This is a genomic window from Gilliamella sp. wkB7 (genome assembly GCF_001693435.1).
Taxonomy (GTDB): Bacteria; Pseudomonadota; Gammaproteobacteria; order Enterobacterales; family Orbaceae; genus Gilliamella; species Gilliamella apicola_N.
The window spans coordinates 795593-811969 of record NZ_CM004509.1 but is presented as its reverse complement, the minus strand read 5'-3'; the positions used below and the strand labels follow the sequence as shown (position 1 = coordinate 811969).

The 16377-nt window shown below is 33.0% G+C and carries 19 protein-coding genes; 15 read left to right on the top strand and 4 right to left on the bottom strand.

The window, feature by feature from the left end; translation table 11 throughout:
* Nucleotides 1-117 precede the first annotated feature (117 nt).
* The 14 genes from sstT to ggt all read left to right on the top strand — a co-directional run bounded on the left by sstT (nt 118) and on the right by ggt (nt 14052).
* Nucleotides 118-1350 carry a serine/threonine transporter SstT gene (gene sstT, locus A9G17_RS03490; protein WP_065737521.1) on the top strand — a complete coding sequence of 411 codons (1233 nt, stop codon included), beginning with the start codon at nt 118-120 and terminating at the stop codon, nt 1348-1350.
* Between the two features lie 182 nt (nt 1351-1532).
* Nucleotides 1533-2171, top strand: a complete 639-nt coding sequence (gene acuR, locus A9G17_RS03485; RefSeq protein ID WP_065737520.1) for an acrylate utilization transcriptional regulator AcuR — start codon at nt 1533-1535, stop codon at nt 2169-2171.
* Nucleotides 2172-2373: 202 nt separating this feature from the next.
* Complete coding sequence (gene acuI, locus A9G17_RS03480; protein ID WP_065737519.1) at nt 2374-3369, top strand: acrylyl-CoA reductase (NADPH); 996 nt, start codon at nt 2374-2376, stop codon at nt 3367-3369.
* A gap of 241 nt (nt 3370-3610) precedes the next feature.
* A complete protein-coding gene (locus A9G17_RS03475; RefSeq protein WP_065737518.1) occupies nt 3611-3838 on the top strand; it encodes a ChaB family protein in 228 nt (75 codons plus the stop codon).
* A 132-nt stretch (nt 3839-3970) separates the two neighbouring features.
* Entirely contained in the window at nt 3971-4255 is a 285-nt protein-coding gene (locus A9G17_RS03470) for a YciI family protein (RefSeq protein ID WP_065737517.1), read from the top strand.
* Nucleotides 4256-4572: 317 nt separating this feature from the next.
* Nucleotides 4573-5106 (top strand): RNA polymerase sigma factor, encoded by a 534-nt coding sequence (locus A9G17_RS03465; RefSeq protein ID WP_065737516.1) that lies wholly within the window; start codon nt 4573-4575, stop codon nt 5104-5106.
* Between the two features lie 222 nt (nt 5107-5328).
* Complete coding sequence (locus A9G17_RS03455; RefSeq protein WP_065737514.1) at nt 5329-5667, top strand: carboxymuconolactone decarboxylase family protein; 339 nt, start codon at nt 5329-5331, stop codon at nt 5665-5667.
* Nucleotides 5668-5935: 268 nt separating this feature from the next.
* Nucleotides 5936-7372 carry a 6-phospho-beta-glucosidase gene (locus tag A9G17_RS03450; RefSeq protein ID WP_065737513.1) on the top strand — a complete coding sequence of 479 codons (1437 nt, stop codon included), beginning with the start codon at nt 5936-5938 and terminating at the stop codon, nt 7370-7372.
* A gap of 24 nt (nt 7373-7396) precedes the next feature.
* Complete coding sequence (locus A9G17_RS03445) at nt 7397-7714, top strand: PTS cellobiose transporter subunit IIB (RefSeq protein WP_065737512.1); 318 nt, start codon at nt 7397-7399, stop codon at nt 7712-7714.
* Nucleotides 7715-7866: 152 nt separating this feature from the next.
* Nucleotides 7867-9876 carry a BglG family transcription antiterminator gene (locus A9G17_RS03440; protein ID WP_065737511.1) on the top strand — a complete coding sequence of 670 codons (2010 nt, stop codon included), beginning with the start codon at nt 7867-7869 and terminating at the stop codon, nt 9874-9876.
* Between the two features lie 2 nt (nt 9877-9878).
* Nucleotides 9879-10217, top strand: a complete 339-nt coding sequence (locus A9G17_RS03435) for a PTS cellobiose transporter subunit IIA (RefSeq protein WP_065737510.1) — start codon at nt 9879-9881, stop codon at nt 10215-10217.
* Between the two features lie 14 nt (nt 10218-10231).
* Complete coding sequence (locus tag A9G17_RS03430; protein WP_065737509.1) at nt 10232-10729, top strand: hypothetical protein; 498 nt, start codon at nt 10232-10234, stop codon at nt 10727-10729.
* Nucleotides 10730-10743: 14 nt separating this feature from the next.
* The gene (gene celB, locus A9G17_RS03425) at nt 10744-12093 is read left to right on the top strand and encodes a PTS cellobiose transporter subunit IIC (RefSeq protein WP_065737508.1); all 1350 of its coding nucleotides are present in this window, start codon (nt 10744-10746) and stop codon (nt 12091-12093) included.
* Between the two features lie 312 nt (nt 12094-12405).
* A complete protein-coding gene (gene ggt, locus A9G17_RS03420; protein ID WP_442903428.1) occupies nt 12406-14052 on the top strand; it encodes a gamma-glutamyltransferase in 1647 nt (548 codons plus the stop codon).
* 113 nt (nt 14053-14165) lie between these two features.
* Here the strand turns inward: ggt and rplI are convergent, their stop codons facing one another.
* Genes rplI through rpsF form a run of 4 tightly spaced genes read right to left on the bottom strand, consistent with a single transcriptional unit; the run spans nt 14166 to nt 15545 of the window.
* Entirely contained in the window at nt 14166-14615 is a 450-nt protein-coding gene (gene rplI / locus A9G17_RS03415; protein WP_039129438.1) for a 50S ribosomal protein L9, read from the bottom strand.
* Between the two features lie 22 nt (nt 14616-14637).
* Nucleotides 14638-14865: a 30S ribosomal protein S18 gene (gene rpsR, locus A9G17_RS03410; RefSeq protein WP_025314965.1), complete on the bottom strand. Its 228-nt coding sequence runs from the start codon at nt 14863-14865 to the stop codon at nt 14638-14640.
* A gap of 4 nt (nt 14866-14869) precedes the next feature.
* Complete coding sequence (gene priB, locus A9G17_RS03405; RefSeq protein ID WP_363317501.1) at nt 14870-15175, bottom strand: primosomal replication protein N; 306 nt, start codon at nt 15173-15175, stop codon at nt 14870-14872.
* Nucleotides 15162-15545: a 30S ribosomal protein S6 gene (gene rpsF / locus A9G17_RS03400; protein WP_065737505.1), complete on the bottom strand. Its 384-nt coding sequence runs from the start codon at nt 15543-15545 to the stop codon at nt 15162-15164. Before rpsF ends, priB begins: the two co-directional genes overlap by 14 nt.
* Nucleotides 15546-16026: 481 nt before the next feature.
* Between rpsF and A9G17_RS03395 the strand changes: the two genes are divergently transcribed.
* The gene (locus tag A9G17_RS03395; RefSeq protein ID WP_065737504.1) at nt 16027-16374 is read left to right on the top strand and encodes an HIT domain-containing protein; all 348 of its coding nucleotides are present in this window, start codon (nt 16027-16029) and stop codon (nt 16372-16374) included.
* Nucleotides 16375-16377: the final 3 nt, after the last annotated feature.

The window sequence follows — 16377 nt, the reverse complement described above, 5'->3', positions numbered from 1 at the left end:
AAATCTTAATAATTGAATAATGTGATATAAAAAATAGTTATCATAATAATTTTTTTATAGTTTTACTGTTCAATTATGGTAATGTTTTGCCGTTAAATTATTATATAGGGAAATACTATGCCTCATTCAACTAATAGATTGGTTCGTATTTATTTTAAAGTAGGGCTGATACCGCAAATTATATTAGGATTAATTCTAGGTATTGCATTAGCCGCTATTTCGAAAGATCTTGCATTAGATATGTCCTTCATTGGAGCACTTTTTATTAATGCCTTAAAATCCGTTGCTCCTATTTTGGTTCTTATTTTAGTTATTGCTTCAATATCCAATCACCAACATGGTAAACGCGCTAATATGGGTGAACTTCTTACGCTTTATTTTTCTGGAATGATGTTGGCCGCATTATTAGCAACGGTTGCTAGTTTTATCTTTCCTTCTGTTATTTCATTAGGAGATGCCGCTAACCAAAGCAAATTAACCCCTCCAGGTAGTATTATTGAAGTATTAAAAACGTTGTTTAACAAAATGATCGACAATCCAGTAAATGCATTGGTTAATGCTAACTATATTGGTCTTATCATTTGGGGTGTTGGTATTGGGATTGCGTTAAGGCACTCAAGTGAAACGACCAAAACAATGATGAACGATCTGTCTTTAGCAATTTCATTCATTGTAAGAATAATTATTCGCTTTGCACCATTAGGCGTATTTGGTTTAGTTGCTTCAACTCTTGCAGAAACAGGTTTTGGGGAGTTACTTAAATACGCCCATCTATTAGTCGTATTAGTGTCTTGTATGTTAATTGTGGCATTAATTATTAATCCATTATTAGCGTATATTGTTATGCGTAAAAATCCATTTCCACTCGTTTTGACTTCATTAAAAGATAGTGCCATCCCAGCATTCTTTACTCGTAGTTCAGCAGCAAATATTCCGGTTAATATCGAAATTTGCAAAAGATTAAAAATGGATGAAGATACCTATTCTGTAGCAGTACCATTAGGTGCGGCTATTAATATGTCAGGTGCGGCAATTACTATCACTATTTTAACTTTAGCGACCGTTAATTCTTTGCATATAGAAGTGGATATTTTTTCTGCGGTATTACTTTGTATTGTGACGAGCATATGCGCATGTGGTGCATCCGGTATCGCAGGCGGGTCTTTACTGCTTATTCCTGTTGCTTGTAGTATGTTTGGTATACCTAACGAAATTTCAGCAAAAGTCATTGGTATTGGGATTGCTATTGGTGTAATTCAAGATTCTGTTGAAACTGCACTTAATTCATCTAGTGATGTCGTATTTATCGGTGCAGTATCAGAAAAAGTTCAACGTAATAAGACAAAATAGTTTTAAAATATGTAGATAACCGTTAGCTTATACTTATCTCAACAGCCTGATAAAAAAATTTATCAGGCTTTTTTATTAACCAATAGATATAGTCATCAGGCAAATTATTGCATTTATTGATATGACTATTTATCATAATTCAAAATTCAATCAATTATATTCACGTAAAATATTGGAATATTATGCCATCTAATCAAACTATTTCTGCTTCGACATTTCCCAAAAAAGGTAATACAAAAAAAGGTAATGAGACAAGATCTGCATTGATTCGTAGTGGAGTAGAATTGATGACCACATATGGATACATTTCATCAAATATTGAAAATATTTTAAAGCAGGTAGGCGTGCCCAAAGGTTCCTTTTATTATTACTTCAAAAGTAAGGAAGACTTTGGAAAAGCAATCATAGCCAGTTATGACAGTTTTTTTGCTCATAAATTAGATAAACATTTAAATGATTCGTCGATTAAATCACCTATCGCCCGAATTAAAGCTTTTTACGAAGATGCAAAGCAAGGTATGGCAAAGTATGATTATAATCGTGGATGCTTAATTGGCGAATTAATTCAAGAAGAATCACTCTTACCTCAAGGTTATGCGCAACTGCTTGAACAGGTTCTGCAAAGTTGGCAAGTTAAAATAGAAAAATGCCTTGAATTAGCAAAAAAATCAGGTGAAATTAACGCAAAAATTGATTGTAAATTATTATCTGAATTTTTTTGGTTAGGTTGGGAAGGTGCGGTAACACGAAGCAAATTGCTAAAAAAATCAGAACCGTTAGATACATTTATAACTGTTTTCATTAATATGATGATTAAATAGAATGTAAAATCCTAATATATTATAAATTTATTTTTTTAAACCTTATCCAAATATAATCTATTGCTTTTAACTAGACGAACGGTCTATAATTTTTAGACCAATCGTCTATTAATAGTAATTAAATTATCTAACTGACGAGCCAACTATTTCTGTGAGTCAATTATCTATTGGTTTATTATCCATTACACAATAAGGAATATGTATGTCATTCAATGCCATTATTTTAGAGAAAAATGAGGTTACAGGTTTTTCCCATTCATTGAAAACTATAACGAAACAACAACTACTTCAACAACAAGGCGATACCTTAGTAAAAATACAATATTCAAGTATTAATTATAAAGATGCATTAGCATTGACCAATAAAAGTCCTATTGTTAGACAATGGCCAATGGTTCCCGGTATTGATGGTGTAGGGACGGTAATTGAATGTCAAAGTGGCCGTTATCAACCAGATGATTTGGTTATTTTGAATGGTTGGGGGTGCGGTGAAACACATTGGGGATGCCTTGCTCAATATGCCTATTTGAAATCAGATTGGTTAATTCCATTACCAAGCAATCTAACTCCTTATCAATCAATGATTATTGGTACTGCAGGGTATACAGCTGCTTTATGTGTTTTGCGTATTGTTGATTTTGGCGTTAAACCAGAAGATGGCAAAATTTTAGTTACAGGCGCTACAGGTGGCGTTGGTTCAGTTGCTATCGCATTATTGAGTAAATTAGGTTATCAGGTCACCGCCTCAACCAGTAAAATGACGGATGAAGATTATTTACATAAACTGGGTGCGGTCGAGATTATTGATAGCCAATCATTGAAAGAACCTAATCGACCATTACAAAAAGAACAATGGTCAGCAGCAATTGATGTGGTTGGTTCGTATACATTAGCAAACATTTGTGCACAAACTCAATATGGTGGTATTGTCACTTGTTGTGGTCTTGCTCAAGGTATGGATTTACCGGCAACGGTTGCGCCTTTTATTTTACGTGGCGTGACATTAGCAGGTGTTGATAGTGTGATGGCTAGCTATGATAAACGGGTTGCTGCATGGCAATTAATAGCACAATATTTTGATGAAAAACTATTTTCTCATATAGGCAAAACAGTTATGTTAAATGAATGTTCTGACGTAGCTAATAAAATGATAGCTGGACAAATTAAAGGACGTTTTGTGGTTGATGTTAATCATTAACGTAAAAATTAACAATATAAATTTCTTATTATTTAGCGGTGTAAAATATTCACCGCTCATTCAAGTTAAGTAAACAGTCGATTTAAATGTAAACAAAAAGGATTAATTAAGTAATTATCCTTGTATTTCCTGTGAAATCAGAATAAATTCAATCTAAGTAAGTTGTTTTGAAAGTAAAGTTCGCAATGACCGTTTAAAATTATCAATATTTAGTGAGTAATTTAAAGAGGGGAAATGTGATATGCCTTATCAAACACGAGATGATCTACCTGAATCGGTTCGACATGTTTTACCTGCCCATGCTCAAGATATTTTTAAAGAAGCTTTTAATAATGCAATAAAAGAGTATCAAGATCCTAAAAAACGACGAGACAATAGTTCGTCTGAACAAATTGCGTTTCGAGTTGCTTGGTCGGCGGTGGAGAAGCTTTATCATAAAGATGAAAATGGCAAATGGGTTGCTAAATAATCACCTAAATGATAAATATTCTTTGTTTTAACATTTATTAATACTATTGATTAATAATCGATAAAAAGATAGTATAAAATCTAAGCCAACATGTATGGTTGGCTTAATTTATATTTAAATCAAGGAATTAAAATGTTTATTTTTTCTCTTACCTATCTTAAACCCATTAATGAAGTAGAAAAATATTTACCACAACATATTGATTATCTAGAACACTATTATCAATCAGGGCATTTTATTGCTTCTGGTCGCAAAGTACCTCGCAAAGGTGGTGTAATTCTTTGTTGTGCTGATAGTCATGAACAAGCCATGTCAATCATACAAGAAGATCCGTTCTATATTCACTACATTGCCGAGTATGAACTGATAGAATTTATCCCTACAAAGTATGCAAAAGAATTTGAAGTATTTATTTAATTATTGTCGATTGTTTAAAAATTATTTTTTAATAACATTGAATATTAATATCGATCTTCAATTTAAAATTAAATAGTTATATTATCTATTTGATAAAATAAATATTATGTTAGTTATCTAAAATTTAAACTTTCATATTCGCTTATCTAATCAATCCTATCTTTAAACATAACCATTCAAAAAAATTAATTGAAACTGTGAACCTTTTTTGCTTTTTTAAGCCTCTATATATGTATGTTATTTAATAAATAAAATGATATTAAATTCATTTAATTTTACTATTCGAGTATGACGGATTAAATAAAGATTAAAAAAACATGAGTAAAAACAGAGAACAAATAATCAAATTAGCTTGTCAGGGAGATGAACAAGCAATTGAAAAGTTATTGTTGATTTGTCAGCCCGATATTAAACGATTCGCTCGAAGAACATGTTCAACCTCAGAAGATGTTGAGGATGCTGTTCAAATTGCATTATGGCAGTTATATCGAAAAATAGGGATGTTAAAAACAGTAGCAACGTTTACAGGATGGTTATTTCGTATAGTTGAACGAGAATGCTATCGGTTATTTAAAATTAGGCGCTCAAAAACTATTAATTCAGACTTTGAACTTGATAATTTGCCTGCAACATACCTTGATATGGATCTAAAAATTGACTTAATTAATGCAATTATTGTTTTGCCATTAATCTATCGAGAAGTCCTAATTTTAAAAGATGTTCAGGAATATTCCTCTCCTGAAGTTGCGACCAAATTAGGCATTAGTGTCCAAGCCGTAAAAAGCAGATTGCACCGAGCTAGAACAATAATAAAAGAACAAATTAATTCACAAAAAATTTCTAATATTTAAATTAACAATAGGAGAGCATTATGTATTGTCGTAATTCAATAACTTTAGATTTAATAAGAGGGTTGTATGCAGTTATATTGATTATAGGAGTCTTTGTATTTCAACTTTCACTTGTTACACAACTGTTTTTTATTCTTTGTGCAGTTATTTTGTTACGAGGCTGTCCTGCTTGTTGGTTTTTCGGTTTAATTAAAAAACGACAAATACAAAAAGGAGAATAACATGAGTAATTATCAATCAAGTAGTGATTTTAAATATCTTGCTTCATTATTGAAATATGCACCCAATGAAACCCAAGCATTTATACATTTTGATCAGCAGACGATTAAGCGAACTGATGGAGTTATTCCAACAAAAACACGAGAATTAATTGCATTAGCTATAGCACTTACGACGCAATGTGCTTATTGTATTGATGTTCATGTTAAAGGTGCAAAACGAGCAGGGGCAACCGTTGATGAGTTGGCTGAATTGATTTCGATTTCCGCATCGGTAAGAGCTGGCGCAACCATGGCTCACGGTCTGTTAGCAATGCGCCTGTTTGAACAAAATAATAGTTAAATTCTATTTGTTATAATCGTATTTTAAAAAATGGCAGTAATTAAGAAAAAAGTTAAACTGCCAAATTTTACTATTTAACTATCTAATTAGATGGCATTTTTATCTTTTCTTCTCCAATTTTATCTCTTTATCTTAATGTAAGATAAATTTTCCTTATTATGTTTTTATTTATTATTTTTCCTTATCAATAAGGAAAAAGTTGGTTAGTAATTAATTATTTTTCCTTTTATACTGAAGTTGAAATGTTAATAAATATAGGTACTTGATTATGAATAATAAAGGTTTACCAGAAGGTTTTTTATGGGGAGGAGCTGTTGCCGCTCATCAATTAGAAGGTGCTTGGCAAGCTGGTGGTAAGGGTCCTAGTGTTGCTGATGTGATGACTGTTGGATCGCCAAAAAGTTATCGAAAAATCACGGAAGGCATTATTCCGGGAGAATATTATCCTAATCATGAAGCTATCGATTTTTATCATCATTACAAAGATGATATTAAACTTTTTGCTGAAATGGGTTTCAAATGTTTTCGAACCTCAATTGCTTGGACTCGTATTTTTCCGAAAGGTGATGAGCTTGAACCAAATGAAGAAGGTCTGAAGTTTTATGATGATCTTTTCGATGAGTGTTTGAAATATAACATTGAGCCAGTTGTTACCCTTTCGCACTTTGAGTTGCCTTATTATTTAGTTACCGAATATGGCGGTTTTCGAAATCGAAAATTAATTGATTTCTTTGTGCGCTTTGCTGCCGTTTGTTTTGATCGCTATAAGAATAAAGTTAAATATTGGATGACTTTTAACGAAATCAATAACCAAGCTAATTTTAACGAAGATTTTGCCCCATTCACTAACTCTGGTATTTATTATAAACCAGGCGATAATCGCGAAGAAATCATGTATCAAGCCGCACATTATGAATTAGTTGCTAGTGCTAAAGCGGTACAAATTGGTCATGCGATTAATCCTGATTTTGAGATTGGTTGTATGATTGCTTTAGTACCAATCTATCCAGAAACATGCAAACCAAGCGATATCTTAATGGCTCAAAAAGTCATGGAACGTAAGTATTTCTTTACTGATGTCCATGTTCATGGTGAATACCCAAATTACATAAAAAAATATTGGCAACGTAAAAACATTAAACTTGATATTACCCCACAAGATTTGGAAGTGTTAACGAAAGGAACAGTTGACTATATTGGATTTAGTTATTACATGTCGAATGTGGTTAGACACAATAAGGGTAATGACCATTTTGATTATAATGAAAAAACTGATTTAGTCGGCAATCAGTATGTCAAAAAATCCGATTGGGGGTGGCAAATTGACCCTGAAGGTTTACGTTATACATTAAATTGGTTAACCGATACTTACCGTTTACCACTTTTCATCGTTGAAAATGGTTTTGGTGCCTATGACAAAGTTGAAGCAGATGGAAGTATTCATGATACTTATCGAATTGAATATTTACGTGAGCATATAAAACAAATGAAGTTAGCCGTTGAAGAAGATGGCGTTGATTTGATGGGATATACCCCTTGGGGCTGTATTGATTTAGTTTCAGCAGGAACCGGCGAAATGGAAAAACGTTACGGTTTTATCTACGTCGATAAAGACAATAAAGGCAATGGAACCTTAAAACGTAGTCGAAAAGATTCATTTGCTTGGTATAAAAAAGTCATTGAGTCAAATGGTGAAACTTTATAACGATAAAATTCATTAGGAGAGATTATGAAAAAAGCGTTAATTATTTGTGCTGCAGGTATGTCATCATCACTTATGGCTAAAAAGGTAACTGAATTTTTTGCTAGCCAAAATAAATCTATTGAACTTGATGCGGTATCGGCAACACAAGGCAGTAATATGATTAAAAATAGTGATTTTGCACTGTTTTTAATTAGCCCTCAAACCATGATGATGTTTGATAAATTAAAAGCATTAGGTGATGAAGTAGGTAAACCAGTAGTCAGTATTCCATTTCAAGCCTATATCCCTATCCAATCGGGTATAGAGCAGTTAGCTAAATTAGTTGAGGATAATATTAATTAAAAATTAAGAAAATCCCAGTTCTACCGATCTAAATATGATGCGATTGCTTAATTAAATGATCGCATCATAAAAATGGTTCAAGTTTTTAAGTGATATTTTAATAATTTAACCATTTAGGATAGATTTAGTTAATAGCTTAGGTATAGTAGATAATGATAAAACATAAACAACGAGAACTCATTAGTTTACTAGTTCGTTCTAAAAATGAATATAAAAGTAGTCAAGAACTTGCTACGGAATTATCCTTATCTGACCGTACTGTACGTACTTACCTTAAAGATTTAAAAAGTTTAATTGAACGCAATGGCGGTAATATAGTCAGTAAGCAAGGCTATGGCTTCCAGTTAGAAATTTTAGATAGAACTTCGTTTAACTTATTTTTAATTGAACATCATTTATTAGATAAAAATCTTGAACAATCTCAATGTCGTGAAGCCAGTGAGCGGAAACATTTTATCCTTAATTTGTTATTACTAGAGAGTCAAAAAGTTGATGTTGAAGAGTTATCTGAACAGCTATATATTAGTTCATCACAATTAAATAAAGATATTGCTGAGATAAAATCTCAATTACAGGCTTATGAATTAACCCTTAAAAAAAATCGATCTTTAATTTTTGTCGACGGTGAAGAAAAAGCCAAACGTCATTTTATAATGAGTTACTTTTTCCATGAAGATTCGATTAATTTTTTACACCATTTATCTTATTTCAATCAATCATGTGAAGCTATTAGCTTTGATACTCTTACTATCATTATTTTAGATGAGTGTCGTGAAGCAAATATCAAATTATCTGATGTAATGATTCAAAATATTGTATTGCATCTATCACTAAGCATTAAGCGTTTACAATCAGGACTTTCTATTCAAAATCTTGATTTGCCCGTTTCAACCAGTACAACGCTTGAATACCAAGTTGCCAATAAAATCATTGCACGCATTGAATCTGTAATTGGTTTTCACTTTCCGAAAGAAGAGCAAATGTATCTTACTTTACATTTGATGAGTAAATCTAATTTAATTCAAGATGTTCTTGATGATGAACTCTGCTCGTCATTAACCAATTTACTTTTAAAAATTCAACAAGAGACTGGCTACCCTTTTTGGCATGATGAACAATTAAAAAATGGATTAATTCAACACCTAAAACCTATGTTAGTGCGTTTAGAACAAAATATAAAATTAGAAAATCCATTAATAGATGAAATTAAGGATCAATATTTAGATGTTTTTATGTTAGTTAAACGTTATTTAAGTCAATTACCTAGTTTAAATAAATATAAGGTCAATGATGATGAATGGGGGTATTTAGCGCTGCATTTTTTAGCTTCACTTGAAAAGTTAAAAAACGAACAGAAGGCTAAAGTTTTGATCATTTGTGCAACAGGAGTAGGCAGTGCACAATTATTAAAAAGTCGGGTCCAGAGCGAATTTGATGAGCGTGTAAAAATAGTTGCAACCCGTGGTTACTATGAAATTGAACCCGAAATGATAAATGATATTGACTTTATTATTTCATCTGTCGATTTATCATCAAAAGTATTTAAAGTCCCCGTATTTCATGTATCAGTATTTTTTGGTGAAGAGGATGTTCAAGCAATTCGTCGATATCTTTCTCATAGACAAGCACCCAATTTATTACACAAAGATTCCTTACCAATAACAACAGAACACAAGAAGCAAAATCATTCAAATTATATTGCTCAGATTTTTGATGATATTGCCGCTGATTATTTTTATTTGTGCCATCGAAAGACAACTAGACAAACCGTATTAGATCATTTAGTTGATCTATTATCCGTTAATGAAGTTAAAAACTTCAAACAAGAGATGAAAAAGCAAATGGAAAAACGTATGGCCATTGGCGAAATACTCTTTAGTCCCACAATTGTGGTTCCACATCCTGCTATACCGGTTGGCAAGATAGCGAAAATAGCCATTGCCGTGATTCCCGATGGTTTGTTTTGGGATGACAATTATCAGAACGTCAAATTTGTTTTTATGATTTCACCATCTATTTATCAAAATTCAAACTTAGCCATGATGACAAAAGCAATCGTCAACTTAATTGATGATTTACCCATGCAACAGGCGATGTTAGACATTTCAGATTTTAATCAATTTAAATCACTTTTTATCCAACTAATTGAAAAAGGAGCGTAGCAATGAATGACAAAATGAGCTCAGAGGATATTCAAATTACTGCTTTCAATATTATTTTGCACAGTGGTAATGCTAAAACCAAAATCCATTCGGCTTTCGAATTGATGCGAAAGGGTGAGTTTGATAAAGCTAATCAGCTTTTAGATGAAGCGAATGATGAGATTTTAGAAGCCCATGAGTCGCAAACAGGGCTACTTCAATCTTATGCTAATGGGACTAAAATTGAAATGGAAATTATCATGGTTCATGCTCAAGATCATTTGATGACCACAATGACGCTTCGTGAAATTGCTATTGAGATGTCTCATCTATATCAACAAACATACAAGTTATCCCGTTAATTAAGAGGTCAGCTATGGATTCTCAATTAGAAAGCCAACTTAAAACGCATAAAAAAATGAGTTTGACTAATCTCTATTTTAATCGTTTTTTAGCGGTTCGTTATACCACGGCATTTTTTCTATTTTTAAACCTCTATTGGGCTGTTTTTTTTATGGGGAGCTTATCTGTTGCCATTGTGCTACCACTATTGCTCATTTTGCTTGCTACCTTAACCAGCTTTGAGCAAATTAGACTTTATCGAAATCATCAAAACCATTTACGATATGCTAGTCTTTTCTATAGGATAATGTTGATAAGTATCATTACGTTAATTGTTTCAATTTATACCCCATTATTTCACTTTTTCTTTCCATTTTTAAAATATTCACAAGAGGCTTTAAACGTATTATTAGGAATTTTGGCAGCAAGCTTAGTTTTTACTATTTTTATACTGATTAAACTGAAAAAAATTGAGCGTAATGAGGATAAACATTTTAAAAGAATCCAAGCTTATCAAGAAATCATTAATTAAATGAGGAAAACAAAATGAATAACGGATTTGTGTTGTTACAAAAATATCTAATGACTCCGATGGCAAAAATATCGCAGTTTAAGATTGTTCGAGCCGTAATGGCGGCGGGAATGGCATCAGTTCCTTTTTGTATCGTTGGCTCGATGTTTTTAGTGTTTAATACGTTACCGATGACCTTTACTGGATTGGAAACAGCTTTTGATAATTCTGTTTTCAGAGTAAGAGATCTTTATATGATAGCTAATACTGCAACAATGGGAATATTAGCACTTTATTTTAACATTGTTGTCGGTTATGAATTAACTAAAATCGAGGAAGAAGAGACTGGTTTAAAAGTTAATGCTCTTAATGGCGCAATGCTATCTGTTTTTGCTTTCATCATGACATTACCAGAATTAGTTATGCAAAACGGATCGATGGTGTTATTTAATGATCAAAGTGCAACTGTCTATAACGGCTTACGCCTAAGCCCTTTTGTCGCTCGATTAGGAACTTCTGGTATCTTTATTGCAATTGTCATGGCAATTTTAGCAACACAACTTTATTTTCTGTGTGTACGTCGTAATTTGGTAGTTAAAATGCCTGAAACCGTTCCATTAGGAGTATCACGCTCATTTACTGCACTTATTCCAACATTTATCATTGCATTTACAGTTATTATTTTAAATGGTGTTTTGATTTATTTTGGTACTGACATTTTTAATATCATCGGCATTCCGTTTATCTTTGTAACCAATTTAACTAAAAGCTGGCTTGGCATTATGGTGATTCTATTTTTAATCCATGCTCTTTGGGTTGTTGGTATTCATGGTGCAAGTATTATCGGTGCCTTTATTACTCCGATAATGCTTAGCAATATGAATGAAAATGTTGGTGGAGCAGCCATTCCGTTTGCGGGTGAATTTAATAACTCATTGGTCATTTTAGGTGGTTCGGGCTCAACACTTCTTATGACATTCTTTATTGCTTTTTGTGCTAAATCAAGCCAATTAAAGATTTTAGGTCGTGCCTCAGCGGTTCCTGCGATTTTTAACATTAATGAACCAATCATTTTTGGTATGCCAATTGTATATAACCCATATCTTGCTTTACCATTCTTATTAGCTCCAATGGCATGCGGTACTCTAGGCTACTTTGCTATAAGTTCAGGTTTTATGAATCCAATCATTGCGTTGATACCTTGGCCATCTCCAATGGGCTTAGGTGCGTTTATTGGTACTGGTGGTGATTATCGAGCTATGTTTGTAGCCATACTTTCTGCAATCTTAGCACTGATAATTTATCTTCCATTTGTAAAAATTTATGACAACAAGCTATATAAAGAAGAACAGGCTAAATCTGTAAATCAAGAGCAATTAGCTTAATTGCCAATGGATTGAAAAGAGCGTAGATAATTGTATGTCATTATTTATGCTCTTTTTATTTTTCTAAATTTCAGCCTAAAACTTAAATAAAGTACAAAGTTAGACAGTCTTGCTTTTATTTGTGCTGATCATTATTTGCTCGTCTCTTTGATTTTCTATGCTATATTGATTATTACCTCTTTCATTAAATTCACAATATAAAATTTATTTTTTTGAGTTATGGGAAGATGTTAATTATTTATCTTTAGGAGGTTTAAAATGTTCTATCTTAAACGTAGGTTGATCAAGTATAGCTGTTTTATTGCGTTTTTAATGATAAGTCAGCAAGCTATTTCCGCTGAAAATCTTCAACCTAAATTCGAAGCAGGTGCGGTTGCCTCTCCTGATTATTATGGTGCCATCGCTGCCAAAGAGATGTTATCCAAAGAGGGGAATGCTGTCGATGCGGCTGTCGCTACAGCTTTTACATTAGCGGTTACTTATCCTGAAGCGGGTAATATAGGTGGTGGTGGATTTATGACACTTTGGATCGAAGGAAAACCTTATTTTCTGGATTATCGTGAAGTTGCACCTAGCAAAGCAGATAAAGATATGTTTCTGGATGGTAAAAAAAATGTAATCGACAATCTGAGTTTATATTCTCATAAAGCGTCAGGTGTTCCAGGTACTGTTGCGGGAATGTGGGCTGTTCATCAACGCTTTGGTCGGTTAAGTTGGAAAGAAGTTATGGCGCCAGCGATTCGTTTTGCTAATGATGGATTCAGAGTTAATAAGCAATTAATAACTCGTTATCAAGAAATAGAACCAACGGCACCAGCCAATGGTTACTTTAAGCACTATTTTGGTTCTATGCAAGAAGGACAGATGTTTAAACAACCTGAACTGGGAAAAGTATTAGAACGTATTGCAAGGCAAGGTAGTGATGGATTTTATAAAGGAGAAACCGCTAAATTAATTGCACAGCAAATGGCAAAAAATGATGGTTTAATTACGGAGAGTGATTTAGCCAATTATCAAGCAAAATGGCGAGATCCTTTAGTTGCAAATTGGCAAGATATGCAAGTTATTACCGCACCACCACCGAGTTCAGGCGGGGTAGGTTTAATTCAACTATTATCAATGAAACAAGAATTAGCGAATGATTTTGAAGGTGTTAAAGTTAATTCATCAAAATATATTCACCTAATGGCAGAAATAGAAAAACGTGTTTTTGCCGATCGAGCGGAATATATGGGAGATCCTGATTTTGTAACCGTACCCGTTTCTCAATTAATCAATACTCATTATATGGCTCAAAGGGCTAAACAAGTTAATCCAAAAAGCATTTCCAATACAGAACACGTTAAACCTGGTTTAGATAATGGAGAAAAATTACAAACAACCCATTTTTCAATTGTGGATAAATGGGGCAATGCAGCTTCTAATACTTATACACTGAACGGTTGGTTTGGTTCTGCTGTCGTTGTGCAAGGTACTGGTATTATACTAAATAATGAGATGGATGATTTTAGTAGTAAACCTGGTGTCGCTAACCAGTTTGGTGTTGTAGGTAAAGATGCAAATGCAATAGAACCCAATAAACGACCTTTATCTTCGATGACACCCAGTATCTTCATTAAAGATAATAATGTGGTAATGGTTATTGGTACACCGGGCGGCTCAAGGATTTTTACCTCTATCTTTCAAGTTGTAACCAATGTTTTTGATAACCATATGACTTTGAAACAAGCTGTACAAGCGCCGCGTTATCATCATCAATTATTACCAAGCAATGTTATTTATATCGAAAGTTTTCAAAATAATGTACCAAAGCAATTGAAAACTGAACTTGAGCAGATGGGATATAGCTTTTATCAACAAGATTTTAGTGGAGATATTCAGGTTATAAAAATTACCAATAATAAACCTGATGCTGTATCAGATATCCGTGGTCGAGGTAAAGCAATAATTGTAGAATAAAATTTTTATAACATTCTTGTTGCTATAGCAATTTATTTAATAGTAGTAAAAAATTGTTACTAATACATAATAAAAAACCCGCCAGTTTGACGGGTTTTTTTATTGAATGATAATTATTCAGGAATAATTTCAATAATAAGTTTAGCAAAAGCTTCGCTGTGTACTTGGAAGAACACTTCGTGTTCACCAGTTGTACGTAATACACCATTTGGTAAACGAACTTCGCTTTTTGATACTTGAACACCGCGAGCTTTAACTGCATCAGCGATATCACGAGTACCAATAGAACCAAATAAACGACCTTCGTCACCTGCTTTAGAAGCAATGGTTACTTTTTCAAGTGCGTTAATTTCGTTAACACGTTGTTCAGCGGCTTTTAATGTTTCAGCAAGTTTTGCTTCTAAATCAGCACGACGCGCTTCAAAGAATTCAATATTCTTTTTAGTTGCTGGTACTGCTTTACCTTGTGGAATTAAAAAGTTACGTGCGTAACCCGCTTTAACATTAACTTGATCACCTAAGCTGCCTAAATTAGCAACTTTATCGAGTAGAATAATTTGCATTATATGTTCCCTCTGTTGCTAATTACTGATGGTTGTCAGTATATGGTAATAATGCCAAGTAACGAGCGCGTTTGATAGCGCGAGCTAATTGACGTTGATATTTTGCGCTAGTACCAGTAATACGGCTTGGTACAATTTTACCACTTTCTGTGATATAGCTTTTTAATAAAGAAACATCTTTATAATCAATTTCTTTAACGCCTTCTGCTGTAAAACGGCAGAATTTGCGACGACGGAAATAACGTGCCATTTGGCTATTCTCCTAATAGTTTAACTTGGTCAGCATGCAAAACAAGTTGACTTGTTTGATTGCGTTTTGTGTGGGTACTTATAAAACCGCTCACTAAAACTTTGCTGCCTTTTTTTATGTAACTTAACTCTTGTTGTCCACTGACAATTACGGGCATTATGCACCATGCTTGTCTGGTAAGTTCTGCTTCAATTTGTTCAGAAACATGTTCTAAATAAAACTGACAATGCGAGATCCCACTTGGACTCATTTTTTGTATCGGTGTTTTTTTTACAATACCCGATAACACTAAACGATTATTCGTCCGAATCATCGTCCATGTTTACTTCGCTAAAATCTTCTTCAGAGTTACGACGCTCATCTTTAGCTTTTAACATAGGTGAAGTTTCAGTTACAGAATTTTTGGTACGCATAATTAAACTGCGAATTACTGCATCATTAAAACGGAAGTTATCTTCAAGCTCATTCACAGCTTCTTGAGTTGCTTCAACGTTCATTAACACATAATGTGCTTTGTGCAGTTTTTCGATAGGATAGGCTAATTGACGACGACCCCAATCTTCTAAACGATGAATTTTACCACCATCAGCGGTTAATGTACCAGTATAACGTTCAATCATACCCGGTACTTGTTCACTTTGATCTGGGTGAACCATAAATACTATTTCGTAATGACGCATTATCGCTCCCTACGGATTAATCAGCTTTCTGTCGGGGCAACCGCAACCCATTGAAAGCAAGGAACATGAAAATAAGCGGTTGAAATCGACGGGGCATTATATATCAACTTATTTTAATTGACAAATGAATATATTAAGGATGTTCCCTACTGTGTCTGAATTTATGTTTAGAAGTTAAATTCAGACTAAAATAACAATTAAATGGTATAGACTCCTGAATAATTTTTACAAAATATGATATATTTATATTTAAAAATTGTTTTGGTTAATCATTCTTGACAATAATGTTGTTGTCTTCTGATTAAACATAAGTATTTTAATAAAACAGCAAGTAGACTAGTATTACCATTATTTTTTATATTGAAATAAATGGCTGAACGCTAAAATGTAACGATATCTATACATTATTAATATCAAAATATGTTATGCTTGAACTAATGTAAATTTTTATTCTTAGGCATACAATAAAAGGAGAAATATGATGGCTCAGGAAACTATTTTTAGTAAAATTATTCGGAAAGAAATTGTCTCTGATATTGTTTTTCAAGATGATAAAGTGACCGCTTTTCGTGATATATCGCCTCAAGCTCCGACGCATATTTTAATTATTCCAAATAAACTTATCCCTACCGTTAATGACGTTCAAGAAGAAGATGAGATTGTGCTTGGGCATATGATGATTGTTGCCGCAAAAATTGCAAAGCAAGAAGGCATTGATAAAAGTGGTTATCGTTTAATTGTGAATTGTAATGAAGATGCAGGGCAAGAAGTCTTTCATATCCATATGCATTTATTGGGTGGAAAAAAATTAGGTCGATTAATAGGTTAATGT

What these genes read in the sequence shown, in the direction of transcription:
- rplI (WP_039129438.1), bottom strand. Translation starts at nt 14,615, where the DNA reads ATGCAAATTATTCTACTCGATAAAGTTGCTAATTTAGGCAGCTTAGGT.
- A9G17_RS03440 (WP_065737511.1), top strand. Translation starts at nt 7,867, where the DNA reads ATGATAAAACATAAACAACGAGAACTCATTAGTTTACTAGTTCGTTCT.
- A9G17_RS03450 (WP_065737513.1), top strand. Translation starts at nt 5,936, where the DNA reads ATGAATAATAAAGGTTTACCAGAAGGTTTTTTATGGGGAGGAGCTGTT.
- sstT (WP_065737521.1), top strand. Translation starts at nt 118, where the DNA reads ATGCCTCATTCAACTAATAGATTGGTTCGTATTTATTTTAAAGTAGGG.
- ggt (WP_442903428.1), top strand. Translation starts at nt 12,406, where the DNA reads ATGATAAGTCAGCAAGCTATTTCCGCTGAAAATCTTCAACCTAAATTC.
- acuI (WP_065737519.1), top strand. Translation starts at nt 2,374, where the DNA reads ATGTCATTCAATGCCATTATTTTAGAGAAAAATGAGGTTACAGGTTTT.
- A9G17_RS03435 (WP_065737510.1), top strand. Translation starts at nt 9,879, where the DNA reads ATGAATGACAAAATGAGCTCAGAGGATATTCAAATTACTGCTTTCAAT.
- acuR (WP_065737520.1), top strand. Translation starts at nt 1,533, where the DNA reads ATGCCATCTAATCAAACTATTTCTGCTTCGACATTTCCCAAAAAAGGT.
- A9G17_RS03455 (WP_065737514.1), top strand. Translation starts at nt 5,329, where the DNA reads ATGAGTAATTATCAATCAAGTAGTGATTTTAAATATCTTGCTTCATTA.
- A9G17_RS03395 (WP_065737504.1), top strand. Translation starts at nt 16,027, where the DNA reads ATGGCTCAGGAAACTATTTTTAGTAAAATTATTCGGAAAGAAATTGTC.
- A9G17_RS03430 (WP_065737509.1), top strand. Translation starts at nt 10,232, where the DNA reads ATGGATTCTCAATTAGAAAGCCAACTTAAAACGCATAAAAAAATGAGT.
- A9G17_RS03445 (WP_065737512.1), top strand. Translation starts at nt 7,397, where the DNA reads ATGAAAAAAGCGTTAATTATTTGTGCTGCAGGTATGTCATCATCACTT.
- celB (WP_065737508.1), top strand. Translation starts at nt 10,744, where the DNA reads ATGAATAACGGATTTGTGTTGTTACAAAAATATCTAATGACTCCGATG.
- rpsR (WP_025314965.1), bottom strand. Translation starts at nt 14,865, where the DNA reads ATGGCACGTTATTTCCGTCGTCGCAAATTCTGCCGTTTTACAGCAGAA.
- A9G17_RS03465 (WP_065737516.1), top strand. Translation starts at nt 4,573, where the DNA reads ATGAGTAAAAACAGAGAACAAATAATCAAATTAGCTTGTCAGGGAGAT.
- rpsF (WP_065737505.1), bottom strand. Translation starts at nt 15,545, where the DNA reads ATGCGTCATTACGAAATAGTATTTATGGTTCACCCAGATCAAAGTGAA.
- A9G17_RS03475 (WP_065737518.1), top strand. Translation starts at nt 3,611, where the DNA reads ATGCCTTATCAAACACGAGATGATCTACCTGAATCGGTTCGACATGTT.
- A9G17_RS03470 (WP_065737517.1), top strand. Translation starts at nt 3,971, where the DNA reads ATGTTTATTTTTTCTCTTACCTATCTTAAACCCATTAATGAAGTAGAA.